The sequence below is a fragment of the Xanthomonas nasturtii genome, assembly GCF_023337365.3.
Classification (GTDB): Bacteria; Pseudomonadota; Gammaproteobacteria; order Xanthomonadales; family Xanthomonadaceae; genus Xanthomonas; species Xanthomonas nasturtii.
Genome location: NZ_CP142084.2, coordinates 3,456,536 through 3,481,062, shown reverse-complemented (window position 1 = coordinate 3,481,062; position 24,527 = coordinate 3,456,536). Strand labels below are relative to the sequence as shown.

24 protein-coding genes, 1 tRNA gene and 2 pseudogenes are annotated in these 24,527 nt (G+C 65.9%); 21 read left to right on the top strand and 6 right to left on the bottom strand.

Annotation, left to right across the window (positions count from 1 at the left end; translation table 11 throughout):
* Nucleotides 1-54: 54 nt before the first annotated feature.
* Both M3O59_RS15155 and M3O59_RS15150 read right to left on the bottom strand, forming a co-directional pair.
* Nucleotides 55-1,728, bottom strand: a complete 1,674-nt coding sequence (locus tag M3O59_RS15155) for a phospholipase domain-containing protein (protein ID WP_181920485.1) — start codon at nucleotides 1,726-1,728, stop codon at nucleotides 55-57.
* A 183-nt stretch (nucleotides 1,729-1,911) separates the two neighbouring features.
* Complete coding sequence (locus tag M3O59_RS15150; RefSeq protein WP_064634598.1) at nucleotides 1,912-3,156, bottom strand: MFS transporter; 1,245 nt, start codon at nucleotides 3,154-3,156, stop codon at nucleotides 1,912-1,914.
* A 549-nt stretch (nucleotides 3,157-3,705) separates the two neighbouring features.
* On the opposite strand from M3O59_RS15150, the gene M3O59_RS15145 reads away from it, so the two are divergent.
* Nucleotides 3,706-3,999 carry an FmdB family zinc ribbon protein gene (locus tag M3O59_RS15145; RefSeq protein WP_064634599.1) on the top strand — a complete coding sequence of 98 codons (294 nt, stop codon included), beginning with the start codon at nucleotides 3,706-3,708 and terminating at the stop codon, nucleotides 3,997-3,999.
* Between the two features lie 77 nt (nucleotides 4,000-4,076).
* On the top strand, nucleotides 4,077-4,694 hold the full coding sequence (locus M3O59_RS15140) for a hypothetical protein (RefSeq protein ID WP_116905391.1): 618 nt from the start codon (nucleotides 4,077-4,079) through the stop codon (nucleotides 4,692-4,694).
* 27 nt (nucleotides 4,695-4,721) lie between these two features.
* Here M3O59_RS15140 and M3O59_RS15135 read toward each other — a convergent pair whose 3' ends face one another.
* The gene (locus tag M3O59_RS15135; RefSeq protein ID WP_116905364.1) at nucleotides 4,722-5,498 is read right to left on the bottom strand and encodes a DUF3011 domain-containing protein; all 777 of its coding nucleotides are present in this window, start codon (nucleotides 5,496-5,498) and stop codon (nucleotides 4,722-4,724) included.
* Between the two features lie 157 nt (nucleotides 5,499-5,655).
* On the opposite strand from M3O59_RS15135, the gene aspS reads away from it, so the two are divergent.
* The 16 genes from aspS (at nucleotide 5,656) to queE (ending at nucleotide 21,094) form a co-directional block, all read left to right on the top strand.
* A complete protein-coding gene (gene aspS, locus M3O59_RS15130) occupies nucleotides 5,656-7,422 on the top strand; it encodes an aspartate--tRNA ligase (RefSeq protein ID WP_064634601.1) in 1,767 nt (588 codons plus the stop codon).
* 150 nt (nucleotides 7,423-7,572) lie between these two features.
* Nucleotides 7,573-8,100 carry a GNAT family N-acetyltransferase gene (locus tag M3O59_RS15125; RefSeq protein ID WP_064634602.1) on the top strand — a complete coding sequence of 176 codons (528 nt, stop codon included), beginning with the start codon at nucleotides 7,573-7,575 and terminating at the stop codon, nucleotides 8,098-8,100.
* A 195-nt stretch (nucleotides 8,101-8,295) separates the two neighbouring features.
* Nucleotides 8,296-8,943 carry an alpha/beta hydrolase gene (locus tag M3O59_RS15120; protein ID WP_147308457.1) on the top strand — a complete coding sequence of 216 codons (648 nt, stop codon included), beginning with the start codon at nucleotides 8,296-8,298 and terminating at the stop codon, nucleotides 8,941-8,943.
* A gap of 89 nt (nucleotides 8,944-9,032) precedes the next feature.
* Nucleotides 9,033-9,767, top strand: coding sequence for a YebC/PmpR family DNA-binding transcriptional regulator (locus M3O59_RS15115; protein ID WP_064634603.1), 735 nt, complete (start codon nucleotides 9,033-9,035; stop codon nucleotides 9,765-9,767).
* 127 nt (nucleotides 9,768-9,894) lie between these two features.
* Nucleotides 9,895-10,413: a crossover junction endodeoxyribonuclease RuvC gene (gene ruvC, locus M3O59_RS15110; protein ID WP_064634661.1), complete on the top strand. Its 519-nt coding sequence runs from the start codon at nucleotides 9,895-9,897 to the stop codon at nucleotides 10,411-10,413.
* Between the two features lie 139 nt (nucleotides 10,414-10,552).
* Nucleotides 10,553-11,137, top strand: coding sequence for a Holliday junction branch migration protein RuvA (gene ruvA / locus M3O59_RS15105; protein ID WP_064634604.1), 585 nt, complete (start codon nucleotides 10,553-10,555; stop codon nucleotides 11,135-11,137).
* Nucleotides 11,138-11,332: 195 nt separating this feature from the next.
* Entirely contained in the window at nucleotides 11,333-13,240 is a 1,908-nt protein-coding gene (locus tag M3O59_RS15100) for a potassium transporter Kup (RefSeq protein WP_064634605.1), read from the top strand.
* Nucleotides 13,241-13,400: 160 nt separating this feature from the next.
* Nucleotides 13,401-14,438 carry a Holliday junction branch migration DNA helicase RuvB gene (gene ruvB / locus M3O59_RS15095; RefSeq protein ID WP_116905363.1) on the top strand — a complete coding sequence of 346 codons (1,038 nt, stop codon included), beginning with the start codon at nucleotides 13,401-13,403 and terminating at the stop codon, nucleotides 14,436-14,438.
* 52 nt (nucleotides 14,439-14,490) lie between these two features.
* Entirely contained in the window at nucleotides 14,491-14,949 is a 459-nt protein-coding gene (gene ybgC, locus M3O59_RS15090; protein ID WP_064634607.1) for a tol-pal system-associated acyl-CoA thioesterase, read from the top strand.
* 11 nt (nucleotides 14,950-14,960) lie between these two features.
* Nucleotides 14,961-15,740, top strand: coding sequence for a protein TolQ (tolQ, locus tag M3O59_RS15085; RefSeq protein ID WP_003482569.1), 780 nt, complete (start codon nucleotides 14,961-14,963; stop codon nucleotides 15,738-15,740).
* A 154-nt stretch (nucleotides 15,741-15,894) separates the two neighbouring features.
* Nucleotides 15,895-16,344 carry a protein TolR gene (gene tolR / locus M3O59_RS15080; RefSeq protein WP_064634608.1) on the top strand — a complete coding sequence of 150 codons (450 nt, stop codon included), beginning with the start codon at nucleotides 15,895-15,897 and terminating at the stop codon, nucleotides 16,342-16,344.
* A complete protein-coding gene (tolA, locus tag M3O59_RS15075; protein WP_116905362.1) occupies nucleotides 16,334-17,374 on the top strand; it encodes a cell envelope integrity protein TolA in 1,041 nt (346 codons plus the stop codon). Before tolR ends, tolA begins: the two co-directional genes overlap by 11 nt.
* A 271-nt stretch (nucleotides 17,375-17,645) precedes the next feature.
* A complete protein-coding gene (gene tolB, locus M3O59_RS15070) occupies nucleotides 17,646-18,965 on the top strand; it encodes a Tol-Pal system beta propeller repeat protein TolB (RefSeq protein WP_116905361.1) in 1,320 nt (439 codons plus the stop codon).
* A gap of 57 nt (nucleotides 18,966-19,022) precedes the next feature.
* On the top strand, nucleotides 19,023-19,541 hold the full coding sequence (pal, locus tag M3O59_RS15065) for a peptidoglycan-associated lipoprotein Pal (RefSeq protein ID WP_016904129.1): 519 nt from the start codon (nucleotides 19,023-19,025) through the stop codon (nucleotides 19,539-19,541).
* 6 nt (nucleotides 19,542-19,547) lie between these two features.
* Nucleotides 19,548-20,366, top strand: coding sequence for a tol-pal system protein YbgF (gene ybgF, locus M3O59_RS15060; protein ID WP_249045216.1), 819 nt, complete (start codon nucleotides 19,548-19,550; stop codon nucleotides 20,364-20,366).
* Between the two features lie 44 nt (nucleotides 20,367-20,410).
* Nucleotides 20,411-21,094 carry a 7-carboxy-7-deazaguanine synthase QueE gene (gene queE / locus M3O59_RS15055; RefSeq protein WP_064634612.1) on the top strand — a complete coding sequence of 228 codons (684 nt, stop codon included), beginning with the start codon at nucleotides 20,411-20,413 and terminating at the stop codon, nucleotides 21,092-21,094.
* A 254-nt stretch (nucleotides 21,095-21,348) separates the two neighbouring features.
* On the opposite strand, the gene M3O59_RS15050 is transcribed toward queE, so the two are convergent.
* Nucleotides 21,349-21,424 (bottom strand) — tRNA-Lys (locus M3O59_RS15050).
* A gap of 47 nt (nucleotides 21,425-21,471) precedes the next feature.
* A complete protein-coding gene (queC, locus tag M3O59_RS15045; protein WP_064634613.1) occupies nucleotides 21,472-22,146 on the bottom strand; it encodes a 7-cyano-7-deazaguanine synthase QueC in 675 nt (224 codons plus the stop codon).
* Nucleotides 22,147-22,375: 229 nt separating this feature from the next.
* Between queC and M3O59_RS15040 the strand changes: the two genes are divergently transcribed.
* Both M3O59_RS15040 and M3O59_RS15035 read left to right on the top strand, forming a co-directional pair.
* Nucleotides 22,376-23,383, top strand: coding sequence for a sensor histidine kinase (locus M3O59_RS15040; protein WP_249046932.1), 1,008 nt, complete (start codon nucleotides 22,376-22,378; stop codon nucleotides 23,381-23,383).
* A complete protein-coding gene (locus M3O59_RS15035) occupies nucleotides 23,380-23,739 on the top strand; it encodes a response regulator (protein ID WP_064634615.1) in 360 nt (119 codons plus the stop codon). The genes M3O59_RS15040 and M3O59_RS15035 overlap by 4 nt, the downstream gene beginning before the upstream one ends.
* A 56-nt stretch (nucleotides 23,740-23,795) precedes the next feature.
* Here the strand turns inward: M3O59_RS15035 and M3O59_RS15030 are convergent.
* Nucleotides 23,796-24,076 (bottom strand): annotated as a pseudogene (locus M3O59_RS15030) (LysR substrate-binding domain-containing protein); the annotation flags it as partial.
* On the opposite strand from M3O59_RS15030, the pseudogene M3O59_RS15025 reads away from it, so the two are divergent.
* A pseudogene (locus M3O59_RS15025) lies at nucleotides 24,025-24,510 on the top strand (LysE/ArgO family amino acid transporter); the annotation flags it as partial. The pseudogenes M3O59_RS15030 and M3O59_RS15025 sit on opposite strands and share 52 nt — an antisense overlap.
* Nucleotides 24,511-24,527 lie beyond the last annotated feature (17 nt).

Below are 24,527 nucleotides of genomic sequence, written 5' to 3'. Positions count from 1 at the left end.
CGCAGAGCGCTTGTTAGCGCTGGTCAGTAGCGACATTCAATCCAGTCACACCGCTCAACCAAGTGCGCCGATCACCACGGGTTGGTCCTGCTGCAAGCGCGCCGGCCCACCCATGGCCGGGTCGCTGACGCTGTCCATAGCGGTCTCAATGCGTTCGGCCAGACGCTGGGCCGCGCCGTCGTGGTGCACCCACAGGTCGTACCAGCCACCGGTTGCTGCCGCTTTCCAACGACGCTGCTCGCTCGCGCCGGGCGCAATGCTCAGGCGTTCGCACGGCTGTGCGGCTGTGTACGCACCCGGTTGCAGTTCCGCCTGTACGGTAGTGCTGCCGCCATTACGTAGCGATAGCAGCACGAAGGTGGAATCGTTTGGCGTGGTCCAGGTCAGGCCGGCCGACAGCAGCGGGTCCGAGTGCGCATCCGATTCCACATGCTGCGCCTCGCCGATGCGGCGGTCGCGGCTCTGGTCAAGGAAAAACTGCTTTACGCCCACGCGCCAGGCGAACGCGCCGTAGCGCATCACATCTTCCACGTAGTACATCTGTTCGTCGGTCTGGTAGTTGTCCGTGAACTGCACCCCGTACGGCCGGTGATCGAAGCTGATGTTGGTGCCGACGTTGAGCAGGCGATGCCAGTCGCGGGTGACGCTACGCTCGATGCGCTCCAGCCAGGCACCGGCGCGCACGGTGTTGTCGATGGCGCCGAGATCGGCACGCCATTCCACATCGGCCATCGCGCCGGCGCGGTGGTTGTCGTAGTGGCTGTGGCGGTACGACTGCACCGGCACCGAGCCGGCCGGGTCGCAGGCCGGATTGGATTCGGCCGGCACCGCATCGCTACCGGCGCAACCGGCCAGCATCGTCGCGGCCGCGCCGCCGGGGGTGAGGTAATACAGCTTGCCCAGGTCGCTGCCGGCATGCACGGTGTTGCCACCGCGCGCTTCGGACTCCGGCGCGCCTGCACCGTCGTTGGTGACGTCCACCAGATACGGCGGAATCCAGTCGCCGCGGCCTTGCATGCGGTGCGCGTAGCCAGTGAGCGTGGTCTTGAAGCCGCTGCCGCCATCGAAGGCGCCGCGTAGATAACCGAAGGTGTTCTTGCGTAACGCGCGCGAGCCGGAGCGGTAGTTCTGGTCCAGATACCGAATGCCGGTGAGCGTGCCGGTCAACAGATCGTGCTCGGGGGCGCGCGCGATCTGCTCCGGCGTCACGCTGGTGTATTCGGATTCGTCGGCATCGTCGGCATCGTCGTAGGACGCGTAGCCGCTGAGCGCCCACTTGTTCAACGCGCTGGCGAATTTGCCGGCCAGGTGATCGCGGCTGGTGTGGCCGCTACCGTCGATCCAGTCGTCGTTACGCGCTGACGAGCCGCTGATCCAGGCGCGTGTATTGTCGCCGAGCAGCCCGGTGTCGTAACGGGCGTAATACTTGTGCGCCTGGTTGTCGCCAATGCCGCCGATCACCCGCACACGCTGGGTGTCCCGCGGTTCGCTGGTGAGGTAGTTCAATGTGCCGCCCAACGCTTCGTTGGAGCGCGAGGCGATGTCGGCGGTGCCCTGGCTCACTTCCACCGTTTCCAGATCCGGCAGGTCGATAAAACGATTGGCCTTGGAGCCGCCGCCATAGCCCGAGCCGCCATTGGGCACGCCGTCGATGGTGGTGCCGATCTGCTGCGTATCGCGGTTGCCAAGGACGTACTTGCAGCGTGTCCTGCGACGGTTGGCGGGCAAGGGCCCTGCAGCCAAGCCGCAAGCCATCCGCTCTGAAACTTGCATATCAGGCGTGTTCGATCGCTTTTAAAAGCGGGCGAAATTTCGAAATGTGGCGAGTGACGCTGGCCGTAGCCACGATGTTCTGCAAGTTATGCCGGCAGAATTGCAGAGCCATCCTGGACCTCGGTGGGAAGCGCTGTGTCAGCGTTGCTTGGTGCGCGGTGGCGCTTCGATCTGCTGGGTTTCCGGCATCAATTCCAGTGCCGATGGCGTGGTGCGCAGCATCGGGCGGAAGGCGATGGGATGGGTGCGGCGGCGGCTGAAGCGCAGCAGCCGCGCCAGCGTGAATCCGGCCAGTGCGAGCAGCATCACCGCAAAGTACACCGGCAAGGCTGCCGGGCCGAATTTCTGCATGGCGCCTCCGGCCAGCGCCGGGCCGATCGCTGCACCCACACCGTGCACCAGCAACAAACTGCTGCAGCCGGACAGCAAATCTTCGCGGGGCAGGTAATCGAGCATGTGCGCGACCGCAAACGGGTACAGCGAAAACGCCAACCCGCCATAGACGAAGAACAGCACGAACAGCACGGTGGTCTGCGTCTGCACCATCGGCAATGCGGCAGCAATGGCGATAACGGCGGCCAGTGCGCTCACCGTGACCAGCCCGATACGGCGGTCGTGCCCGTCGCTGATGCGCCCGATTGGCCACTGCAGCACCGCACCGCCCACGATGGCAGTGAGCATGAACATCGCCACGCCGTCGGCATCCAGCCCGATGCGGTTGGCGTACACCGGCAGCAAGCCCCAGAACGCACCCATCGCCAGCCCGGAAAGGCCGGCACCAATCGTGGCCACCGGCGCCAATGCGTACAGCGTCTTCAGTCGCAGGCGCGAAACGTGCGGCACCTCGGGCGGGATCAGCCGCGTGGTCATCACCGGCATCACTGCCGCGCAGATCAGGATCGCCGTCAGCGTGAACATGGCCGGTGCGCCGGCATCGCCGATGGTGAGCAGGATCTGGCCCAGCGCCAGCGCCGACAGATTGATCGCCATGTACACCGAAAACACCCGGCTGCGCCGACGCGCGTCCGGCTCGGCGTTGAGCCAGCTTTCGATCACCGTATACAGGCCGACCAGCGCCGCCCCGGTGACCAGGCGCAATACGCCCCAGCCCCAGGGATCGAGCCAGATCGGATGCAGCAACACCGCAATGGCCGCCAGCGATGCGTAGAACGCAAAGGCGCGGATATGCCCGATGCGGCGGATCAATGGCGGTGCGAAGAAGGTGCCGAGAAAGAAACCGGCGAAGTAGCCGGACATGATCAGGCCCAGCGCACGCGCATCGAAGCCGGCCTGGCCGCCGCGCACGGCGAGCAGCGTGCCAAGCAGCCCGCTACCGGTGAGCAGCAGGGCAACGCCAAGCAATAAGGCAGTCAGCCGCAACATGGATGCGGCCCTCGTGGGGGAAAAGGCGCGTCGGTCACGCGGGCGAGTGTAGCAGCCTGTCCAGCGCGGCTCGATTGAAGCCGAAGGGCATGTGCGGCGTTTTGGCAATGACGATGTGTCTGTGTGGTTCGCGCAAGGTGTGGGACGTGTGGCACTGCTTGCGCGCTGCACTGCCTGCAGGGCGTAGCCGCCCGCATGTCAATCGCGCAGGGCTGCGGCATGTCTGCGGATCGCTGTGCGTGCGGGCAGGGGCGCTGAACATTGCATCGGTACAACAAACCAATCTGCATGCCATACGCGCTGATCTGGCAGAGAAGCGACATGCCTGCAAACCGTTGCGCGCGGGCAGGGCCGTTCGACATTGCATCGGGACAAACAGCCATCTGCGTGCGCGGCTGTCGAAACGGCGAGCGATCATCGTCGCGGTGCCCGCTGCCTGCTGCGCCCTGTCGTCCACGCCCTTCGCCTGCCGCGCGGCAGGGCACTGCACCTGCCCGCCTGCATGCGTCTAGAATCTTCGCCCCCGCATCGTCTTCAGCTGATCCTGCCATGCCCATCTACGGTTTCCAGTGCACCACTTGCGGCCACGCGTTCGACCGCCTGCAGAAAATGGCCGACCCCGATCCGCAGACCTGCCCGGCCTGCGCGGCGGCCACCATCAAGCGCCAGATCACCGCACCGTCGTTTCGCCTGTCCGGCAGCGGCTGGTACGAGACCGACTTCAAGTCGGCCGGCGAGAAAAAGAAAAACCTGACCGAAAGCAGCAGCGGCGGTGGCGATGCCAAACCGGCCGCGGCTGTAGAGAGCAAGCCGGCGGCCAAACCCGCGTCCGGCCCCGCATGAAGACCCGCGGCGCGCGCAGAGTGTTGCAGCCCAGCGCGATGCCCAGCGCTGCAGTCGCCGCCGCGGCGCGCACCGTGATGCCCGCTGCATCACGGTGGGCCGCGTTGGTGCTGCTCGCTGCGCTAGCCGGCTGTGCCACGCCGGTGCCGCACGCTGCGGTCGACGCGGCGCCCGCAGATCGATTTCTGGCCGCCCTGGCCATGCATTGCGGGCAGGCCTTTGCCGGCCGGGTCATCGTCGATACGCCCGCGTCCGCAACGCCAAGTGCATTCGCCGGCAAGCCGCTGGTGATGCATGTGCGTGGTTGCGATGACCCGACGCGCACGTTGCGGGTGCCGTTTCATGTCGGCGACGACCGCTCGCGTACCTGGGTGCTGACGCGCACCGACACCGGGCTGCGGCTCAAGCACGACCATCGCCACGCCGATGGCAGCCCGGATGCGTTGACCCAGTACGGCGGCGACACCGTCGATGCCGGCAGTGCGCACCGCCAGGAATTCCCGGTCGATGCCGAGTCGGTCGCGCTGTTCAAGCGCCTGGGCTCGACCGCCTCGCTGCGCAATCGCTGGGCGCTGGAGATCCGGCCTGGTCGCAGCGTTGTCTACGAACTGAGTCGCCCGGATGGGCGCCTGTTCCGGGTCCAATTCGATCTCACCCGGCCAGTGGCGCTGCCACCTGCGCCGTGGGGGAGCTGAGCCGCGCACTGACGGGGCTTCCAGTGCTCAACGCGCCTCGAAGCGCGCCCGGCAGCCATCGTTGACCCACACCGTTGCGCGGCGATCGTCGTAGCCCCAGCTGCGGCCTTCCTCGCAGCGCGTGTCGGACAGCTGGCGGGTCAGCACCGGGCGACCATAACGGCCGTCCCAGGCGCAGGTGCGCAGGCGGCGGTCGTCGCTGGCGCAGTTGATGGCGTAGTCGTTGCGTGGACGGTCGTCGCGGCCAGCATAGTCGCCGTCGCCGCGATCCCAGCCGCCGCCACCGCGGGCCTGCGCAAATTCACCCCGGCAGCCGTCGTCCACCCAGATCCGGCCGCCGTCCTGGCGCCAGTTGCGGCCTTCCACGCAAGGCGTGTTCGAGAGTTGGCGCACCAGGGTGGCGCGGCGCCAGCCGGTGTCGCAGATCTTCTGGCGCTGGTCGTTGCTCTCGCAGCGCACCGTGCCGGCGACCCCGCCGCCACCATACCCAGGGCCGTTGCCGCCGCCCCAACCGCCGTTGCGGCCGTCGACAAAGCGGCCGCGGCAGCCGTTGTCCACCCAGATCCTGCCGCGGTCGCTGCCCCAGTTGCGGCCTTCGATGCAACGCGTGCCCGAGATGTTTTCCACCAAGACGGCGCGGCCGCGGAACGGGGTATCGCACTCGCGGCGGCGGTTGTCGTTGCTGGAGCAGGTGATGCTGGGGCCGTTCCAGCCGCGCTCCTGCGCCGCGGCAGAGGCGCTGGCGAGCAGGCCGGTCAGGGTGATCAGGCCGAAGCCGGAAAGCAGCAGGGCGGTGCGCAGCATCGTGTCGTCCTTGGTGCGGGAGGGGCGTGGCGCCTATTCAGCCGGGCGCCGACTTAAGCGCCCATGAGCGCCCACGCATTTGCTCCTGTCGTCCGCCGGCCCCAGAATATCCGGCTCTCCGGCGCTGTCCTGTGTCGGGTTTTCAGCGGAGCTTTCGATGCGTACCCACTTCTGCGGCCTGGTCGATGAGACCTTGATCGGCCAAACCGTCACTCTCGCCGGCTGGACCGACGTGGCCCGCAACCTGGGCGGGGTGTGCTTCATCGACCTGCGCGACCACGAAGGTATCGTGCAGGTCACGGTGGAACCGGTGGCCGGCGACGACGCCAGCGCGGAGCTGTTCAAGGTGGCCGCCAGCCTTGGCTACGAGGACGTGCTGCAGGTTGAAGGCGTGGTGCGCGCGCGCCATGCGGTCAACGACAAGCTGCGCACCGGCAAGGTGGAAGTGATCGCCACGCGCATCAGCATCCTCAACAAGGCTGCGCCGCTGCCGTTCCACGCGCACGAGAATCCGGGCGAAGAAACCCGTTTGAAGTACCGCTATCTGGACCTGCGCCGCCCGGAAATGCAGCGCATGCAGCGCACCCGCATCAAGCTGGTGCAGGCGCTGCGCCGGCATCTGGATGCGCGCGATTTCCAGGACATCGAAACTCCGATCCTGACCAAGGCCACCCCGGAAGGCGCACGCGACTTCCTGGTGCCGGCGCGCATGCATCCAGGCGAGTTCTACGCGTTGCCGCAGAGCCCGCAGCTGTTCAAGCAGATCTTGATGGTGGCCGGCTTCGACCGCTACTACCAGATTGCGCGCTGCTTCCGCGACGAAGCCTTGCGCGCCGATCGCCAGCTGGAATTCACCCAGCTCGATATGGAATTTGCCTTCGTGCGCGAGCGCGACGTGCAGGATTTCGTCGAAGACATGATCCGCGCCATCTTCAAGGAAGTGGTGGATGTCGAGCTGGCGACGCAGTTCCCGCGCATGACCTGGGCCGAGGCGATGCGTCGCTACGGCTCGGACAAGCCGGACCTGCGCATCGATCTGGAACTGATCGACGTGGCCGAGCTGGTCACATCCAGCCAATTCCCGGTCTTCACCGCCGCTGCCAACGATGCCGATGGTCGCGTGGCCGCGCTGCGCATCCCCGGTGGCGCCAGCCTGTCGCGCAAGCAGATCGACGAATACGCCGCGCATGCCGCCAAGTACGGCGCCAAGGGCCTGGCCTACATCAAGCTCTCGGAGACCGGCGAAGTCGGCTCGCCGATCGCCAAATTCTTTGGCGAAGAGGCCTTTGCCGCGCTGCTCAAGCACGTCGGTGCCGGCAACGGCGACATCGTGTTCTTCGGTGCCGGCGGCTACAACACCGTGTCCGATTTCATGGGTGCATTGCGTCTGAAGGCCGGCAAGGATTTCAAGCTGGTCGCCGACACCTGGGCGCCGTTGTGGGTCACCGACTTCCCGATGTTCGAATGGGACGACGAAGCACAGCGCTACGTCGCCTTGCATCACCCCTTCACCGCGCCGGCGGTGGACGACATTGCCGACCTGCGCGCCAATGCCCGCACCGCCGTGTCGCGCGGTTACGACATGGTGCTCAACGGCAATGAGATCGGCGGTGGCTCCATCCGTATCCATCGCCCGGACATGCAAAGCGCGGTGTTCGAGCTGCTCGGCATCGGCGCCGAAGAAGCGCGCGCCAAGTTCGGCTTCCTGCTGGATGCCCTGAACTACGGCGCACCGCCGCACGGCGGCATCGCCTTCGGTATCGACCGCATCGCTGCACTGATGGCCGGCACCGAATCCATCCGCGACGTGATCCCGTTCCCCAAGACCACGGGCGCACAGGATCTGATGACCGACGCCCCGTCGCCGATCGCCGCCGATCAGCTCGCCGAAGTGCACGTGCAGGTCCGCCCGAAGCAGGTCTGATGCGCAAACGCGCAGGGGCATGCGCACCGCATGTCCCTGTAGGGCGTGCACCTCGGGTTCTGCCCGGCGTGCACTGCCCGCGGCGCCCGCTTGCGGTAGCGCATCTGCATGCGAGAAGCTGCCATGTCCACATGGCACGAGAGGCTCCGCATGACCCGCATCCGCCGCGCCACATCGGACGATGCCGAAGCGTTATCGCTGCTGGCAGCGCAGACCTTTACCGAAACCTTCGGGCATCTGTATCCAGAAGAAGACCTGCGCGGTTTTCTCGAAGAGACCTATGCGGTCGAGCGCGCGCGCATCGTGCTGGCGCATCCGGACTATGCGATCTGGCTGCTGGAGATGGACAACCTGCTGGTCGGCCATGCCGCCGCCGGCCCCTGCGGTCTGCCGCACGATGAGGTGCGCCCAGGCGATGGAGAGCTCAAGCGGCTGTATCTGTTGAAGGACTACCAGAGCAGCGGCTGGGGTAGCCGGCTGTTCGAAACCGCATTGGAATGGCTCGAACGCGACGGCCCACGCACCTTGTGGATCGGCGTGTGGTCGGAGAATTTTGGCGCGCAGCGCTTCTATGCCCGCTACGGCTTCGAAAAAATCGGCGAATACGATTTCCCGGTGGGCAAGATCGTCGACCGCGAGTTCATCCTGCGCCGCAAGCCGATTGTTGCAGCCGAGTAAGCCAGGCGTCCGTACGATGCGACGCCGCGTTCGCTTGCCGTGCGCGGCGTTTGCCGCACGATCGGCGCAGCGCATGCGAACGATCGGTACCAGGCCTGTTCCCTGCATGCCGTGCGCGTGTCAGACACGCGCCTGATCTTTGCCCCCATCCCGGTGACCACGCCTTTGTTCATCCCATCGTCGTCCCTCCCGGTCATGCCCCGGCGCAGTCCGCGCAAGTACGCGGTCACCGCCACCGCCGACGTGCTGCTGGTGCACGGCATCTGGAATACCGCGCACTGGCTGTTGCCGCTCGCACGCCGGATGCGCGTCGATGGGCTGGCACCGGCGCTGTTCGGCTATGCCAGCGTGCTCGGCGGGCCGGTGCAGGCAGTGCCGCGCTTGATCGACCGCCTGCACAGCAGCCGCGCGCAATTGCTGGTCTGCCACAGCCTGGGCGGGCTGATGGCCCTGCAGGCCTTGTGCGACGCCCCCGACCTGCCGGTGCGCCGCGTGGTCTGCCTGGGCTCGCCCCTGTGTGGCAGCGCCGCCGCGCGCGGACTGGCCCGGCGTGGTGGCGTCTGGGCGATGGGCCGGAGCGCCGCCCTGTTGCAGCAGGGGTTTGCGCGCTGGGACGGTCAGGCGGAGATCGGCCAGGTTGCCGGCTGCGTGCCGCGCGGCGTCGGCCGTTGGCTGGCACCGCTGGCCGAGGGCTCGGACGGCACCGTGGCGCTGGCCGAAACCCGCCTGCCCGGGCTGCGCGACCATTGCGTGGTCAACGCCAGCCACAGCGGCCTGTTGCGCTCGCCCGAGGCCGCCGCCCAGGCGCTGGCCTTCCTGCGCACCGGCCGCTTTCAGTCGTGAACATCCGCCGGCGGATGCTGTGGCCCCGGTGAGGGCGGGCAATCAGGTAAAATTCGCGCCCTGTCATCCAAGCCAGTCTGGAACCACCCATGGGTAGAGGCCCCTCGATCGAAGGCCGCAAGAACGCCTCCGACGCCAAACGCGGCAAGATGTTCACCAAGATCATCCGCGAGATCAGCGTGGCCGCGCGCGCCGGCGGCGGCGATCCTTCCAATAATCCGCGTCTGCGCACCGCCATGGACAAAGGGTTGTCGGCGAACATGTCCAAGGACGTGATCGAGCGCGCCATCAAGAAGTCCACCGGCGAGCTGGAAGGCGTGGAATACGAAGAAGTGCGCTACGAGGGCTATGCCCCCGGCGGCGTGGCGGTGATCGTGGACTGCCTGACCGACAACCGCGTGCGCACCGTGGCCGACGTGCGCCACGCCTTCAGCAAGTGCGGCGGCAACATGGGCACCGAGGGCTCGGTGGCTTTCATGTTCAAACGCCTGGGCGTGCTCAGCTTCGCTGCCGGCATCGACGAAGACACCCTCACCGAGGCGGCCATCGAAGCCGGCGCCGACGACGTGGTGGTGTACCCGGAAGACGGCGCCATCGACGTGCTGACCGCCCCGGACACCTTCGCCCAGGTCCAGGACGCCCTGGCCGCTGCCGGCCTGCAGCCGGCGCACGCCGAAATCACCTTTCGCGCCGAAAACGACATCGCCGTCGACGGCGACACCGCGCTGCAGGTGCGCAAGCTGCTCGACATGCTCGAAGACCTGGACGACGTGCAGGACGTGTATTCGAACGTCGATCAAGCAGCGCTCGGTGCCGGGGCGTAAGGCCGCAGTGGCACCTGTCGGGACCCGGGACCCGGGACCGGGGACCCGGAAGGGCGGTGCCGATGGTCAGGCCGTTACCGAGGTTGCTGTGCCCGGTCCCCGGTCCCCGGTCCCCGGTCCCGGCACCATCCGCATCCTGGGCATCGATCCCGGCTCGCAGCGCACCGGCATCGGCATCATCGATATCGACGAAGGCGGCCGTAGCCGGCATGTGCACCACGCGCCGCTGGTGCTGCTGGGCGAGGGCGATTTTGCGCAGCGGCTCAAGCGCCTGCTGCAGGGGCTGGGCGAGCTGATCGAAACCTACCGGCCGGACGAGGTGGCGATCGAGAAGGTGTTCATGGGCAAGAGTGCCGCCTCGGCGCTCAAGCTCGGCCACGCGCGCGGCGCGGCGATCTGTGCCGTGGTCATGCGCGACCTGCCGGTACACGAGTACGCGGCCACCGAGGTCAAGCTGGCCCTGGTCGGCAAGGGCAGTGCGGACAAGGTGCAGGTGCAGCACATGGTCGGCATCATGCTCAACCTGAAAGGCAAGCTGCAGCCCGACGCCGCCGACGCACTGGCGGTCGCCATCACTCACGCCCACGTGCGCGCCACTGCGCAGCGCCTGGGCGTCAATACCCAACAGGCCTGGAGCCGGAAATGACGATGATAATGGTAAGCGGCAGTGGAGTCGGGACCGGGGACCGGGGACCCGGGACCCGGAGCACGTTTGCCGATAAAGCCACAGGCATCGCCGCTTTTTCCGGTGCCTGGTCCCGGGTTCCCGGTCCCGGTGTTTCACCGTGATCGGCCGTCTGCGCGGGATCCTGGCCTACAAGCAGCCGCCGTGGCTGGTGATCGATGTGGGCGGAGTGGGGTATGAGCTGGAGGCGCCGATGAGCACCTTCTACGACCTGCCCGATGTCGGCCGCGACGTGATCCTGTTTACCCATTACGCGCAGAAGGAAGACAGCGTGTCGCTGTACGGCTTTCTGCGCGAAGGCGAGCGGCGGCTGTTCCGCGACGTGCAAAAGGTCACCGGCATCGGCGCCAAGATCGCGCTGGCGGTGCTGTCCGGCGTCAGCGTGGACGAGTTCGCCCGCCTGATCACCGGCGGCGACATCACCGCGCTCACCCGCATTCCCGGCATCGGCAAGAAGACCGCCGAGCGCATGGTGGTGGAACTGCGCGACCGCGCTGCCGATTTCAGCAGCGGTGCGCCGATCACCGGCCAGTTGGGACCGGACGCCGTCTCCGAAGCCACCGTGGCCCTGCAACAGCTGGGTTACAAGCCGGCCGAGGCCGCCCGCATGGCGCGCGACGCCGGGGCCGAAGGCGACGAAGTCGCCACCGTCATTCGCAAGGCGCTGCAAGCCGCGCTGCGTTGAGCGCAGCCGCCACATCGCTGCGGCGCCGCCAAGCGGACGCGGCCGGCACTCGGAATCGGCAGGTACGGCTCGTACACTGCGCTTCCTTGCAGCGGTCCGCCGTGTGGCGGCTGCCTGCGACATTCGGGCAGGCGCCTGCGGTGGGCGCTGCCTTCCTCCTCTTCTTCACGCTGTCTGGCCAAAACTGCTCACATCATGTCCCACACCCCTACACCCGCAGCCGGCTCCGGCCATGCGCCCGCAAACAGCCACATGGCATTGGTCATTGGTGCGATCGGCGTCGTCTTCGGCGATATCGGCACCAGCCCGCTGTACACCCTCAAGGAGGCGTTTTCGCCGCACTACGGGTTGACCAGCGACCACGACACTGTGCTGGGCGTGCTGTCGCTGGCGTTCTGGGCGCTGATGATCACCGTCACGCTCAAGTACGTCACCATCATCATGCGCGCCGACAACGAGGGCGAAGGCGGCATCATGGCGCTGATGGCGCTGACCCAGCGCACACTCAAGCAGGGCTCGCGCTCGGCATATGTGGTGGGCATCCTCGGCATCTTCGGCGCTTCGCTGTTCTTCGGCGACGGCGTGATCACGCCGGCCATCTCGGTGATGGGCGCAGTGGAAGGCCTGGAAATCGCCGCGCCCAGCCTGCACCCCTTCATCGTGCCGATCACCGTGGTGGTCCTGCTTATCGTGTTCATGGTGCAGCGCTTCGGCACTGAGACCGTCGGCAAGGTGTTCGGCCCGATCACCTGCCTGTGGTTCCTGTCGCTGGGCGCCATTGGCATCTGGAACATCGTCGATGCGCCGGAAGTGATGAAGGCCTTCAACCCCTGGTGGGCGATCCGCTTCTTCATCGAGCACGGCTGGCACGGGGTGTTCATCCTCGGTGCGGTGGTGCTGGCGGTGACCGGCGGCGAAGCGCTGTATGCGGATATGGGCCATTTCGGCGCACGCCCGATCCGTCACGGCTGGTACTTCTTCGTGCTGCCGATGCTGCTGCTCAACTACCTGGGCCAGGGCGCACTGGTGCTCAATCACCCGTCCGCGCTGAAAAACCCGTTCTTCGAAGCGGTGCCAAGCTGGGCGCTGTATCCGATGATCATCCTGGCCACGCTGGCGGCGGTGATCGCCTCGCAGGCGGTGATCACCGGTGCGTATTCGGTGGCCCGGCAGGCCATGCAGCTGGGCTACATCCCGCGCATGCTGATCAAGCACACCTCGCGCACCACCATCGGCCAGATCTATGTGCCCGGCATCAACTGGCTGCTGATGGTGATGGTGATCGCGCTGGTGCTGATCTTCCGCAGCTCCACCAATCTGGCGGTGGCCTACGGCATTTCGGTCTCGATGACCATGCTGATCGACACCTTGCTGCTGGCGCTGGTGGCGCGCTCGCTGTGGCCGCGCTGGCGCAACTGGGTGCTGCCGCTGTGCGTGGTGTTCTTCATCATCGAACTGGCCTTCGTCATCGCCAACGGCGCCAAGCTGCTGCAGGGCGCCTGGTTCCCGCTGGCGCTGGGCATCGTGGTGTTCACCCTGATGCGCACCTGGCGCCGCGGCCGCGCGTTGCTGCGCGAGGAAATCCGCAAGGACGGCATCCGTATCGACAGCTTCCTGCCCGGCCTGATGCTGGCGCCGCCGGCGCGGGTACCGGGCATGGCGGTGTTCCTTACCGCCGATCCGATGGTGGTGCCGCATGCATTGATGCACAACCTCAAGCACAACAAGGTGCTGCACGAGCGCAACATCTTCCTCAACGTCGACACCTTGCCGATTCCGTATGCGCCGGCGGACAAGCGCCTGCAGATCGAATCGATCGGCGACGAGTTCTACCGCGTCTACGTGCGCTTCGGCTTCATGGAAACGCCCGACGTGCCGCTGGCATTGATGCGCTCCTGCGACCAGGGCGGCATCCATTTCGACCCGATGGACACCACCTTCTTCGCCAGCCGCGAAACCATCGTGGCCAGCGCCAACCGCGGCATGCCGATCTGGCGCGACAAGCTGTTCGCGCTGATGCATCGCAACGCCGCCCCGGCCACCGGCTTCTTCCGCATCCCCGGTAATCGCCTGGTCGAGTTGGGCGCGCAGGTGGAGATTTAAATGCCGGGACACGGGACCGGGGACCGGGGGCCCGCTAAAAGCGTGCTGCAGTCTTCTACAATTGCCGGATCATGATGTCTTTCCTGCCCTCTGCTGCCCCGCCCGCAATCGCACGCCATGCGTTTCCCGGGTCCCCGGTCCCGGTTCCCGGGTCCCGCTAATGGAACAGCGCATCATCGCCAGCAGCGCCACCCGCGAAGACGATGCCGCCGATGCGAGCATCCGCCCCAAGCGCCTGGCCGACTATCTCGGCCAGCAGCCGGTGCGCGAGCAGATGGACATCTATATCCAGGCAGCCAAGGCGCGCGGCGAGGCGATGGATCATGTGCTGATCTTCGGCCCGCCCGGCCTGGGCAAGACCACGCTCAGCCACGTCATCGCCAACGAGCTGGGCGTGAACCTGCGTTCCACCTCCGGCCCGGTGATCGAAAAGGCAGGGGACCTGGCCGCGCTGCTGACCAACCTGCAGCCGCATGATGTGCTGTTCATCGACGAAATCCATCGGCTGTCGCCGGTGGTGGAAGAAGTGCTGTACCCGGCGATGGAAGATTTCCAGATCGACATCATGATCGGCGACGGCCCGGCCGCGCGCTCGATCAAGATCGACCTGCCGCCGTTCACCCTGATCGGCGCCACCACCCGCGCCGGCCTGCTGACCGCGCCACTGCGCGACCGCTTCGGCATCGTGCAGCGGCTGGAATTCTATTCGCCGCAGGAACTGACCCGCATCGTGATCCGCTCAGCGGCGATTCTGGGCATCGATTGCACGCCCGAAGGCGCCGCCGAGATCGCACGCCGGGCGCGCGGCACCCCGCGTATCGCCAACCGGTTGCTGCGCCGCGTGCGCGACTACGCCCAGGTCAAGGCCGCCGGGCATATCGATCTGCCGGTGGCGCAGGCCGCCATGCAGATGCTGAAAGTTGACCCGGAAGGCTTCGACGAGCTCGATCGCCGCATGCTGCGCACCATCGTCGAACATTTCGATGGTGGCCCGGTGGGCGTGGAATCGCTGGCCGCCTCGCTGTCGGAAGAGCGCGGCACACTGGAAGACGTGATCGAGCCCTACCTGATCCAGCAGGGTTTTCTGATCCGCACCGCGCGCGGCCGCATGGCCACCACCAAGGCCTACCTGCATCTGGGCCTGAAGCCGCCGCGCGACCGCGCCTCGGGCATCGGCGAACCGGGAGAGCTGTTTTGATGGCGCTCGGTTCGTCGCTCGCCCGGGCCGTCCCGACCGACATTCCGTGCCCATGACCATCGATTCCCGGCTCCCGATTCTTGAATCCCCGCCTGTATTCAGTTGGCCGACACGCGTCTACTGGGAAGATACCGACGCCGGCGGGGTGGTCTACCACGCGCGCTACGTCGCCTTCATGGAACGTGCGCGCACCGAGTGGATGCGCGCGGCCGGTTACGGGCAGGATCTGATGCGCCAAGACCATGGTCTGGTGTTTGCGGTCCGTTCTATGCAACTGGATTTCCTCAAGCCGGCCCGGCTCGACGACGCGCTGTCAGTGTCGGCGGTACTGCTGAGATGCAGGCGGGCCAGCCTGCTGTTTGCGCAATCGGTGCGTCGCGAGGGCGAAGTGCTGCTGACTGCCGAGGTGCGCATCGCCGCGCTCGGTACCAGCGACTTCCGCCCGCGTGGCATGGACGATGCGGTGTATGACGTGTTGAAAGCTCTAGAAACCACAGAATCCGATTACTGAGGAACGAACGGATGTCGATTGCATTGCTCCTGGCCCTGCAGGACACGGTAGTGGAAGCACTGCCGCAGGACGTCGCCGCTGCCGCGGCGCAGACCGCCAGCGTGGCGCACAACAGCAGCATCAACTATGTAGACCTGATCCTGCGCGCCAGTATCCCGGTCAAGATCATCGTGTTGCTGTTGCTGATCGGCTCGTTCATCAGCTGGGTGATCATTTTCCGCAAGGCGCGTGCATTCAAGCAGGCCAACCGCGAGGCGGACGAGTTCGAAAACCGCTTCTGGTCCGGTGCGGACCTGGCCAAGCTGTACGCCTCGGCGACCGACCGCAACCGCACTGTCGGTGGTCTGGAGTCGATGTTCGAAAGCGGGTTCCGCGAGTTTTCGCGTCTGCGCGACCGCCGCCGTCTGGATGCACGCGTGCAGCTGGAAGGCGCACAGCGCGCCATGCGCACCGCCTTCACCCGCGAAGTCGACCAGCTCGAGCGCAATCTCGAATTGCTGGCCAACATCGGTTCCACCGCGCCTTACGTCGGCCTGGTCGGCACCGTGTTCGGCATCATGGTGACCATGCACGATATGGTCAGCAGCGGCGAGCAGGCCGGTATCGCAGCGGTGGCGCCGGGTATCTCCGAGGCATTGTTTGCGACCGCCATCGGTCTGTTCGTCGCGATTCCGGCGGTATGGGCCTACAACCGCTTCACCACGCGCGTGGAACGGCTGTCGGTCCGCTACGAAACCTTTGCCGACGAATTCAGCTCCATCCTGCAGCGCCAGGCCGGCGCCGACGAGTGATGCGCGCTGCCGGCATGTACCCGCACGGCGTTACGCGGGAAGTGGCCGGCAGAGCCAGTCGCGTCAGCGGCAGCGCCACACGCGGATGTCCCTCACCCGGACGCCGCGACCACGCTGCCGCCCGGCGCCGAGGACTAACTAGGAACGTTGCACGATGATTTCCGGTATTTCCCGTCGTAAGAAGCGCAAGCTCAAATCCGACATCAATGTCGTGCCGTACATCGACGTGATGCTGGTGCTGCTGATCATCTTCATGGTGACCGCGCCACTGCTGACCCTGAGCACCGACGTCAACCTGCCGAGCTCGCGCGCCAAGGCGCTGGAGAGCAAGCAGGACCCGGTCATCGTGGTGGTGGCGGCCGATGGCCAACTTGCACTGCAGCTGCCCAAGGGCAAGCCGCAGGCGATGGACGTGGCCGCGCTGCAGGCGCAGCTGGCTGCCATCGTGGCGCAGGACAAAGAGGCACGCGTGGTGGTGGCGGGCGATCGCGCCGCGCCGTATCAAAAGATCATGGATGCCATCGACGTGCTCAAGCAGGCCAAGGTCGAGAAGGTCGGTCTGATTTCCGATTCCGGCGGCACTGCAGGCAGCGATGCACGCTGACGCACTCCCCACGCAGACGGCGCGCGAAGACGGCTGGTTTCGACCGGTCGTGCTGGCGCTGGTCGTGCATGTCCTGGTCGCGCTGGTGTTCATCGCCGGCTGGCTGTGGTCGCCCGAGCGTGCGGTCGAGCCGGCAGCGGGCGACCCCAGCATGGAAGCCTCGCTGGACGTGTCCGCGGCAGAAGCGCGGGTCGCACGTCAGGCGTTGAAAGCCACGCCGGTCGAAACGCCGCCGCCGCCCGCGCCATTGCCCGAACCCGCGCCGGAAGACAGCGTGCCGCCGCCGCAGCCGATCCCCGAACCGCGCCCGCAGGATGCGCCCACGCCGCAACAGGCGCAGGCGCAGGAGCGTGTGGCCCAGCCGGACAAGGTGGACCAGGAGAAGGTCGACGCACTGGCCATTTCCGCCGAAAAGGCCAAGCAGGAGCAGGAAGCCAAGCGTCGCCAGGAGCAGATCGACCTGACCGAGCGCAAACGCCAGGAAGAGGCCGAGCAGAAGTTGCGCCTGGCCAAGCAGCAGGAAGAAACCGACGCCAAGAAGAAGCAGGCGGCTGCGCAGCAGCAGGCCGAGGAAGCCGAGCGCCAAAAGAAGATCGCCGATATCCGCCGCCAGCGCGAGCAGGCTACCAAGGAGGCCGCGCTGGCCGAGCAAAAGTTGCGCCAGGTTGCCGCGGCGCGTGCGCAGCAGGCTTCGGCGGCCGCCGCAACCAGCGCGCAGCCGACTGCAGGGCAGGGCGGGACCAGTACCGACCTGTCGGCCAAGTACGCTGCGGCGATCCAGCAGAAGGTATTGGCGCAGTGGGTGCGCCCGCCGTCGGTGCCGCCTGGCCAGAAATGCACCATCAACATCCGCCAGTTGCCGGGCGGCAGTGTGATGGAAGCCAAGGTCGCGCCGGGTTGCCCCTACGACGAGGCTGGCCAGCGCTCGATCGAAGCCGCCGTACTGAGCGCGCAGCCGTTGCCATACCGCGGGTTCGAATCGGTGTTCCAGCGCAACCTGACCTTCGTGTTCACCGCGCAGGACCAGTAACCTGCTTTGGTACTGGCCGGGCTGCGGCTGCCTTCCGGCGCTGCAGCCCGGCGACGCCGGCAATACTGTCCGAGCCGGGGTGCGTGTGACGGCTGCTACTGCCGATAGGCAGTGAGGCAGTCGCTGCGCACCGGTGCCTCGCCGGCAGTGCCTTCGAATTCGCTACACGATCGCTCGCTCCATTTTCACGTCATCTCGTTCACGATTGCGAGTATGTTCACCCGTTGATTGCTATCCCTTGCACACTTTTCCTGCCCGATCCGAGCCGTCCATGAAGAAACCGCTGCGTTGGCTAGCTGCCTTGACCGCCCTGTTGTTGCCGCTGAGCGCACTCGCGCAACAGCAAGGGCTCACCATCGACATCGTGGGCGGTAGCGCGTCGGCCACGCCGATCGCTGTCATCCCCATGCCCTACCAGGGCTCCGGCACCGCGCCGCAGACCGATGTGTCGGCCGTTGTCGGCGCCGACCTGGATCGCTCCGGCCAATTCCGCACGCTGCCGGCTGCGCAGATCGTCGAAAAACCCAGCCGCGGCACCGAGGTGCAGTTCCAGACCTGGCGCACGCTCAAGCAGAATTACATCGTCGTCGGCCGTGTCATGGATGCGGGCGAGGGCGCCTACCGGGTCGAGTACGAATTGTTCGACGTGGCCAAGGGCGAGCGCATGCTTGGCCTGGCGATGACCGCGCGCGCCAACGCGATGCGCGACGTCTCGCATCAGATGGCCGATGCGATCTACGAAAAAATCACCGGCGTGCGCGGCGCGTTCTGGACCCGGATTGCCTATGTGACCGCCAGCGGCAAGGGTGGCGCCATGCGCTACGCGTTGATGGTGGCCGATTCGGATGGCTACAACCCGCAGACCATCGTGCGCTCGGCCGAGCCGCTGCTGTCGCCGAACTGGAGCCCGGACGGCAAGAAGCTGGCGTATGTGAGCTTCGAGCGGGGCAATTCGTCGATCTATCTGCAGGACATCGCCACCGGCGCACGCGAACTGGTCTCCAGCTTCCGTGGCATCAACGGCGCACCGTCGTTCTCGCCTGACGGCCGTCGCCTGGCGCTGGCGCTGTCGCGCAGCGGCAACCCGGAAATCTACGTGATGGATCTGGGCAGCAAGCAGCTGACCCAGCTGACCAATCACTTCGGCATCGACACCGAGCCGACCTGGGCAGCCGACGGCGGCAGCATCTACTTCACCTCCGATCGCGGCGGCCGTCCGCAGATCTATCAGGTTTCCGCCAGTGGCGGCAGCGCCAATCGGGTGACCTTCCAGGGCAACTACAACGCCACCGCCAGCGTCTCGTTCGACGGCAAGAAGATCGCCGTGGCGCAGGGCAGCGGCAACAGCTACCGCATTGCGATGATGGACCGCAGCCTGGGTTCGCCCAGCTGGAGCACGCTGTCGCCGGGTTCGCTGGACGAATCGCCGAGCTTTGCGCCTAACGCCAGCATGGTGTTATATGCCGCGCGCGAAGGCGGCCGTGGCGTGCTGTACGCCGTCTCTTCCGACGCTCGGGTCCGCCAGCGTCTGGTTCTGGCGGACGGCGATGTGAGAGAACCCGCATGGGGGCCTTACCGAACCGCGCATTAATGTTAATATTTCGCTGCGTTAAACCACTCATTGGCCCAGAGCCTCCATAGGTACCCCATGAACAAGTCCACCCGCGTCTTGCTTGTCTCCCTGCTGTCCGTTGCCGTGTTGGCTGGTTGCTCGAAGAAGGTGAAGGAAACTCCGCCTCCCGCAACCGATACCACCGCTGGTTCCTCCGTTCCCACCGGCCCGTCCACCTCCGGCCTGTACGGCCCGGGCGACCTGGATACCGATGCCTGCCTGCGCCAGCGCGTGGTCTACTTCGATCTGGATCAGGACTCCCTGAAGCCGGAATTCCAGGCCATCATGGCTTGCCACGCCAAGTACCTGCGTGACCGTCCTTCCTCGCGCATCACCCTGCAGGGCAATGCTGACGAGCGCGGTTCGCGTGAGTACAACATGGGTCTGGGCGAGCGTCGCGGCAATGCCGTGTCGTCGTCGCTGCAGGCTGCCGGTGGTTCGGCCAGCCAGCTGACCGTCGTCAGCTACGGTGAAGAGCGTCCGGTCTGCACCGAAACCAGCGAAAGCTGCTGGTCGCAGAACCGTCGCGTCGAAATCGTGTACACGGCTCAGTAAGAAGCGATGCGCTTTCGAGTGACATCCCTGTTCGTCGCGGCGGCCCTTGTGGTCGCCGCGCCGGCATACGCCCAGCGAGCCAGTCTCGCTGATCGTGTGGCGGTGCTCGAGCAGCAGCAGGCCAGTAGTCAGGCCAACAACGATCTCCTCAATCAGCTGCAGCAGGCGCGTTCGGACCTGCAGGCATTGCGTGCGACCGTCGAACAACTGCAGCACGACAACGAGCAACTCAAGCAACAGTCCAAGGACCAGTATCTGGACCTGGACGGACGCCTGAACCGGTTGGAAGGTGCTGGTGGCGCAACGCCGCCACTGCCCCCCGCCACTGGCAGCGTCACCCCGGCCCCGGCAGCTGCCGCGCGGCCTGCAGCGGCGGCAACTTCCGAGAAGCCGCCCACCGTCCATGGCGACCCGGGCACCCTGGCCGTCAGCAATGACGAACGCACTGCCTACAACGTGGCATTCGACGCGTTGAAGAATGGCAAGTACGACGATGCGTCGCAGCTGTTCCTGAGCTTTCTGGAGCTCTATCCCAACGGCGTCTACACCCCCAATGCCTTGTATTGGCTGGGTGAGAGCTATTACGCCACCCGCAATTTCCAGCTCGCCGAGGCGCAGTTTCGCGATCTCGTCGGCCGTTATCCCACGCATGACAAGGCCGCTGGCGGTCTGTTGAAGCTCGGCCTGTCGCAGTACGGCGAAGGCAAGAACAACGAAGCCCAGCAGACCTTGCAGCAGGTCGTCTCGCAGTATCCCGGCTCCGACGCAGCACGCGTTGCGCAGGAACGCCTGCAGTCCATCCGTCTCGGCCAGCAACTGCGCTGAGCCGCGTCGCGTCGGTGCCTGTCGGCACGGCGCATACTTTGCCCATGAACGCCGCCGCCGTCCCCAGCGAGATCGTCCAATCGCCGTTGCCGCGATTAAAGATCACCGAAATCTTTTTGTCCCTGCAAGGCGAGGCCGAAGCCGCCGGCTGGCCGACCGTGTTCGTGCGCCTGACCGGCTGCCCGCTGCGCTGCCTGTACTGCGATACCGCCTACGCCTTCCACGGCGGGCAGTGGCATGACATCGACGCCATCGTTGCCGAAGTCGCCAGTCATGGCGTGCGCCATGTCTGCGTGACCGGCGGCGAGCCGCTGGCGCAGAAGCGCTGCCTGGTGCTGCTGCAGAAGCTCTGCGATGCCGGCTTTGATGTCTCGCTGGAAACTTCCGGTGCGCTGGATGTGTCTGCCGTCGATCCGCGCGTCTCGCGTGTGGTCGACATCAAGACGCCGGCCTCCGGCGAAGAGGCGCGTAACCGCTGGGAAAATCTGCCGCTGCTGACCGCGCGCGACCAGATCAAGTTCGTGATCTGCAGCCGCGCCGACTACGAATGGTCGCGCGAGATCGTCGCGGCGCACGCGCTCGATCGCCGCTGCACGGTGTGGTTTTCGCCCAGCAAAAGCGAAGTGACTCCACGCCAGCTGGCCGACTGGATTGTTGCCGATCGTCTGCCGGTGCGCTTTCAGATGCAGCTGCACAAGCTGCTGTGGAACGACGAACCAGGGCGCTGAACATCGGGCGCGTCGCGCAGCGCACGACGCTAGCGGGCCCTGTCGACCGATAGATCGAGACTGGGTGCTGGCGTATTCCGCAGTGCGCGATTCTGCAACGGAACCAGGACCCGAACGCCACCACGCTGACGAGGCGGGAGCTGTGCGGTACACCTGTGCCCGAGCGTATGCACGGCCGCAGAAAGACGAATTGAATTGCGGAGAAGAGGCCTTCTTGCGCAGCGATGGAACTCGCTCAAGCGCCTTGCTGCAGATGGTGGGCCGTGATGGATTCGAACCATCGACCAAAAGATTAAAAGTCTTCTGCTCTACCGACTGAGCTAACGGCCCACTGACCCGACATTGCGCCGGGGTGCGCATTCTACCCTACGCAGGCGTCAAGACAAAATGGCGTAGTGGGTGGGGTCGGGGATGCCGGCATCGGCGAAGCCGGCCGCGCGCAGGCGGCAGGCGTCGCAATGGCCACAGGCGCGCCCATCGGCGTCGGCGCGGTAGCAGGAGACGGTCAGGCCGAAGTCCACGCCCAGGCGCACGCCTTCACGGACGATGTCGGCCTTGCTGAGGAACTGCAGTGGCGCGTGCACGCGCAGCCCGGTCCCTTCCACGCCGGCCTTGGTGGCCAGATTGGCCAGCACTTCGAAGGCGCGCACGAACTCGGGGCGGCAATCCGGGTAGCCCGAGTAATCCACCGCATTGACACCGCAGAACAGGTCGTTGGCGCCCACCACCTCGGCCCAGCCGAGCGCCAGCGACAGCATGATGGTGTTACGCGCGGGCACGTAGGTGACCGGGATGCCGTCGCCGCCGGCGTCGGGGACGTCGATGTCGTCGGTCAGCGCCGAGCCGCCGATGCTGCGCAGATCCACGTCGACCACCTTGTGCGCAATGACGCCCTGCGCGGCGGCAACGCGCGCGGCGGCGTCCAGTTCGGAGGTGTGGCGCTGGCCGTAGCGCACGCTCAGTGCATGCACGGCAAAGCCCTGCTCCTGCGCGAGCGCGACGACGGCGGCGGAATCCATGCCACCGGACAACAGAACAACGGCTTTTTTCATGACGGATCGGCGATCACTGCGGAATAGCACGAAAGGCTATCAGGGACGGCGGTGCAGGGCGACCATGCGGCCGCTCGCTGCTCAACAGCGAATGTCCTGATGTCATGCCGGTCGCATCCCGTGCCTGACCCATGCAGACCGCGCGGGTTCATTTGCCAGTGAAATACGCATGATCAGGCGTTCACGTAACTCGACTTATCGTTTGCCGTAATTTCAGGACCATGACGTAATGGCCGAGCATCAGGAAGACGCAGCGAAGTCGCGTATTTACGAGGCCCTGCTACAGGCAACACCGGATTTTTTGTATGTGTTCGATCTCCAGCACCGCTTCGTCTACGCCAATCAGGCGCTATTGGCGATGTGGGGCATGCGCTGGGAAGACGCCTGCAAGAAGACCTGTCTGGAACTGGGCTACGAGCCCTGGCATGCGGCCACGCACGATGAAGAGATCGAACGGGTGATTGCGACGGGCCAGCCGGTCCGCGGCGAAGTGCCGTTTCCGCACACGACTAGTGGCCTGCGCGTCTACGACTACATTTTTACGCCGGTGTTCGGGCCCGATGGCAAGGTCGAAGCGATCGCCGGCGCCACGCGCGACATCACCGAGCACAAGCAGCATGAGCAGCATCTGCAGCTACTGATCAACGAGCTCAACCATCGGGTCAAGAATTCGTTGGTGATGGTGCAATCGCTGGCACGGCAATCGTTCACCAATGCTGCCAGCCTTGCGGACGCACAGGAAAAGCTCGATGCGCGACTGCTGGCGCTGTCGCGCGCACATGACACATTGACGCGCGAGAACTGGGTCAGCGCCGACATTCTGGAGCTGACCCGCGACGCGGCTGCGCTTTACGAGTCGCACGACAGCCAGCGCTTCACCTTGCAGGGCAGCTCCTGTCGGCTGGATCCGCGGCGTGCGCTGGCGCTGTCGATGGCGCTGCACGAGCTGTGTACCAACGCGCTCAAGCACGGCGCATTGTCCTCGCCGGCGGGGGCGGTGCTGGTTTCCTGGGAGCGCAAGACACGCGGCGGGCAGGAGCAGCTCGAGCTTGTCTGGCAGGAGGCCGGTGGGCCGCCCGTGCAGCTGCCCACGCGCAAGGGGTTCGGCACCCGTTTGCTGGAACGTGGCTTGAAACACGACCTCAAGGGCGAGGTCGATCTGGCGTTCGACCCGGCCGGGGTGTGTTTCCGGGTCTCCATTCCGTTACCGGCCGAGCTTGCCGAGGCGGGGCCATGACCATGCGCGTGCTATTGGTCGAAGACGAGTCGTTGGTGGCCATGTTGCTGGAGGATTGCCTGACGGAGCTGGGCTACGAAGTCGCTGCAACCGTGGCCGACGTGGACGCCGCGCTGCAGGCGGTGCAGGCGGGCAATCTCGATTTGGCGCTGCTGGACATCAATCTGGGTGGCACCTTGTCGTTTCCGATTGCCGAAGAGCTGGATGCGCGCGGGGTGCCCTACATCTTCGTGACCGGCTACGCGCAGGGCGGGATTCCGGAAAGGTACCGGCATCGGCATGGCCTGCAGAAGCCCTTTCATTTTCGCGATCTGCAACATGCGCTATCGCTGTTGCAACGGCGCAGTGCCGAGTGAGCCATCGCTGGTCGTGTCGCAGTTGAATGACGCTGGTCACGGCGACGTCTTCGTGGTTATTTGCTGCCACGCAAACTGCTGGCAGCGGCCTCGCGCAGTGCCTGGCTGAGGTGTGCAGGGCGCTTGAGCGCACTGCGGCGTATTGCCAGTACAGCGGAACATCGAGCCAGCGGCTGGGGTCGATGATGACGACCTGCTTGTTGCGGACCGCAGGCATGACCATCGCTTCAGGCGCCAGGCACCAGCCGAGCCCGCGCGCAGCGGCTTCGACAAAGCTGGTGGAGGATCGCGCTGATCCTGCTGGGCGTCGCCGGAATCGGTGTGTTGGTGCAGCAATGGTCGGGCCTGCTGCAGCTGCTGCGATATGCGGGTGCGGCGTTTCTGGCGGTGTATGGATGGATGGGCGCACGCCGCGCCTGGCGTGGCGACAGCGCAATGGCGCCGGCGGAGCAGGGTGCGGACCACTGGCAGCGCGCCATGCTCACCTGCCTGGCGTTTACCTTCCTCAATCCGCACGTGTATCTGGACACGATGGTCTTGCTCGGCAGCCTGTCGACGCATTACCCGGGCGCGCGGCGCTGGGCATTTGCGCTGGGTGCGTGACTGGCCAGCGTGACCTGGTTCTTCAGCCTGGGCTACGGCGCACGCTTGTTGCAGGCGGTCTTCCGGCATCCGCGTGCATGGCGTGTACTGGATGGGCTGATCGCGGTGTTCATGCTGCTGCTGTGCGTGCTGTTGCTGCTGCTGCCCTCGCAGCCTGCGCTGCCCTGACCGGCCATTGCCTGGAG

Coding starts and splice junctions, on each gene's coding strand:
- tolA (WP_116905362.1), top strand. CDS start 16,334: ATGCACGCTGACGCACTCCCCACGCAGACGGCGCGCGAAGACGGCTGG.
- M3O59_RS15115 (WP_064634603.1), top strand. CDS start 9,033: ATGGGTAGAGGCCCCTCGATCGAAGGCCGCAAGAACGCCTCCGACGCC.
- ybgC (WP_064634607.1), top strand. CDS start 14,491: ATGACCATCGATTCCCGGCTCCCGATTCTTGAATCCCCGCCTGTATTC.
- M3O59_RS15145 (WP_064634599.1), top strand. CDS start 3,706: ATGCCCATCTACGGTTTCCAGTGCACCACTTGCGGCCACGCGTTCGAC.
- M3O59_RS15040 (WP_249046932.1), top strand. CDS start 22,376: ATGGCCGAGCATCAGGAAGACGCAGCGAAGTCGCGTATTTACGAGGCC.
- M3O59_RS15120 (WP_147308457.1), top strand. CDS start 8,296: ATGCCCCGGCGCAGTCCGCGCAAGTACGCGGTCACCGCCACCGCCGAC.
- queE (WP_064634612.1), top strand. CDS start 20,411: ATGAACGCCGCCGCCGTCCCCAGCGAGATCGTCCAATCGCCGTTGCCG.
- tolQ (WP_003482569.1), top strand. CDS start 14,961: ATGTCGATTGCATTGCTCCTGGCCCTGCAGGACACGGTAGTGGAAGCA.
- pal (WP_016904129.1), top strand. CDS start 19,023: ATGAACAAGTCCACCCGCGTCTTGCTTGTCTCCCTGCTGTCCGTTGCC.
- M3O59_RS15100 (WP_064634605.1), top strand. CDS start 11,333: ATGTCCCACACCCCTACACCCGCAGCCGGCTCCGGCCATGCGCCCGCA.
- M3O59_RS15140 (WP_116905391.1), top strand. CDS start 4,077: ATGCCCGCTGCATCACGGTGGGCCGCGTTGGTGCTGCTCGCTGCGCTA.
- queC (WP_064634613.1), bottom strand. CDS start 22,146: ATGAAAAAAGCCGTTGTTCTGTTGTCCGGTGGCATGGATTCCGCCGCC.
- M3O59_RS15125 (WP_064634602.1), top strand. CDS start 7,573: ATGACCCGCATCCGCCGCGCCACATCGGACGATGCCGAAGCGTTATCG.
- aspS (WP_064634601.1), top strand. CDS start 5,656: ATGCGTACCCACTTCTGCGGCCTGGTCGATGAGACCTTGATCGGCCAA.
- ruvB (WP_116905363.1), top strand. CDS start 13,401: ATGGAACAGCGCATCATCGCCAGCAGCGCCACCCGCGAAGACGATGCC.
- tolB (WP_116905361.1), top strand. CDS start 17,646: ATGAAGAAACCGCTGCGTTGGCTAGCTGCCTTGACCGCCCTGTTGTTG.
- M3O59_RS15150 (WP_064634598.1), bottom strand. CDS start 3,156: ATGTTGCGGCTGACTGCCTTATTGCTTGGCGTTGCCCTGCTGCTCACC.
- M3O59_RS15135 (WP_116905364.1), bottom strand. CDS start 5,498: ATGCTGCGCACCGCCCTGCTGCTTTCCGGCTTCGGCCTGATCACCCTG.
- tolR (WP_064634608.1), top strand. CDS start 15,895: ATGATTTCCGGTATTTCCCGTCGTAAGAAGCGCAAGCTCAAATCCGAC.
- M3O59_RS15035 (WP_064634615.1), top strand. CDS start 23,380: ATGACCATGCGCGTGCTATTGGTCGAAGACGAGTCGTTGGTGGCCATG.
- ybgF (WP_249045216.1), top strand. CDS start 19,548: ATGCGCTTTCGAGTGACATCCCTGTTCGTCGCGGCGGCCCTTGTGGTC.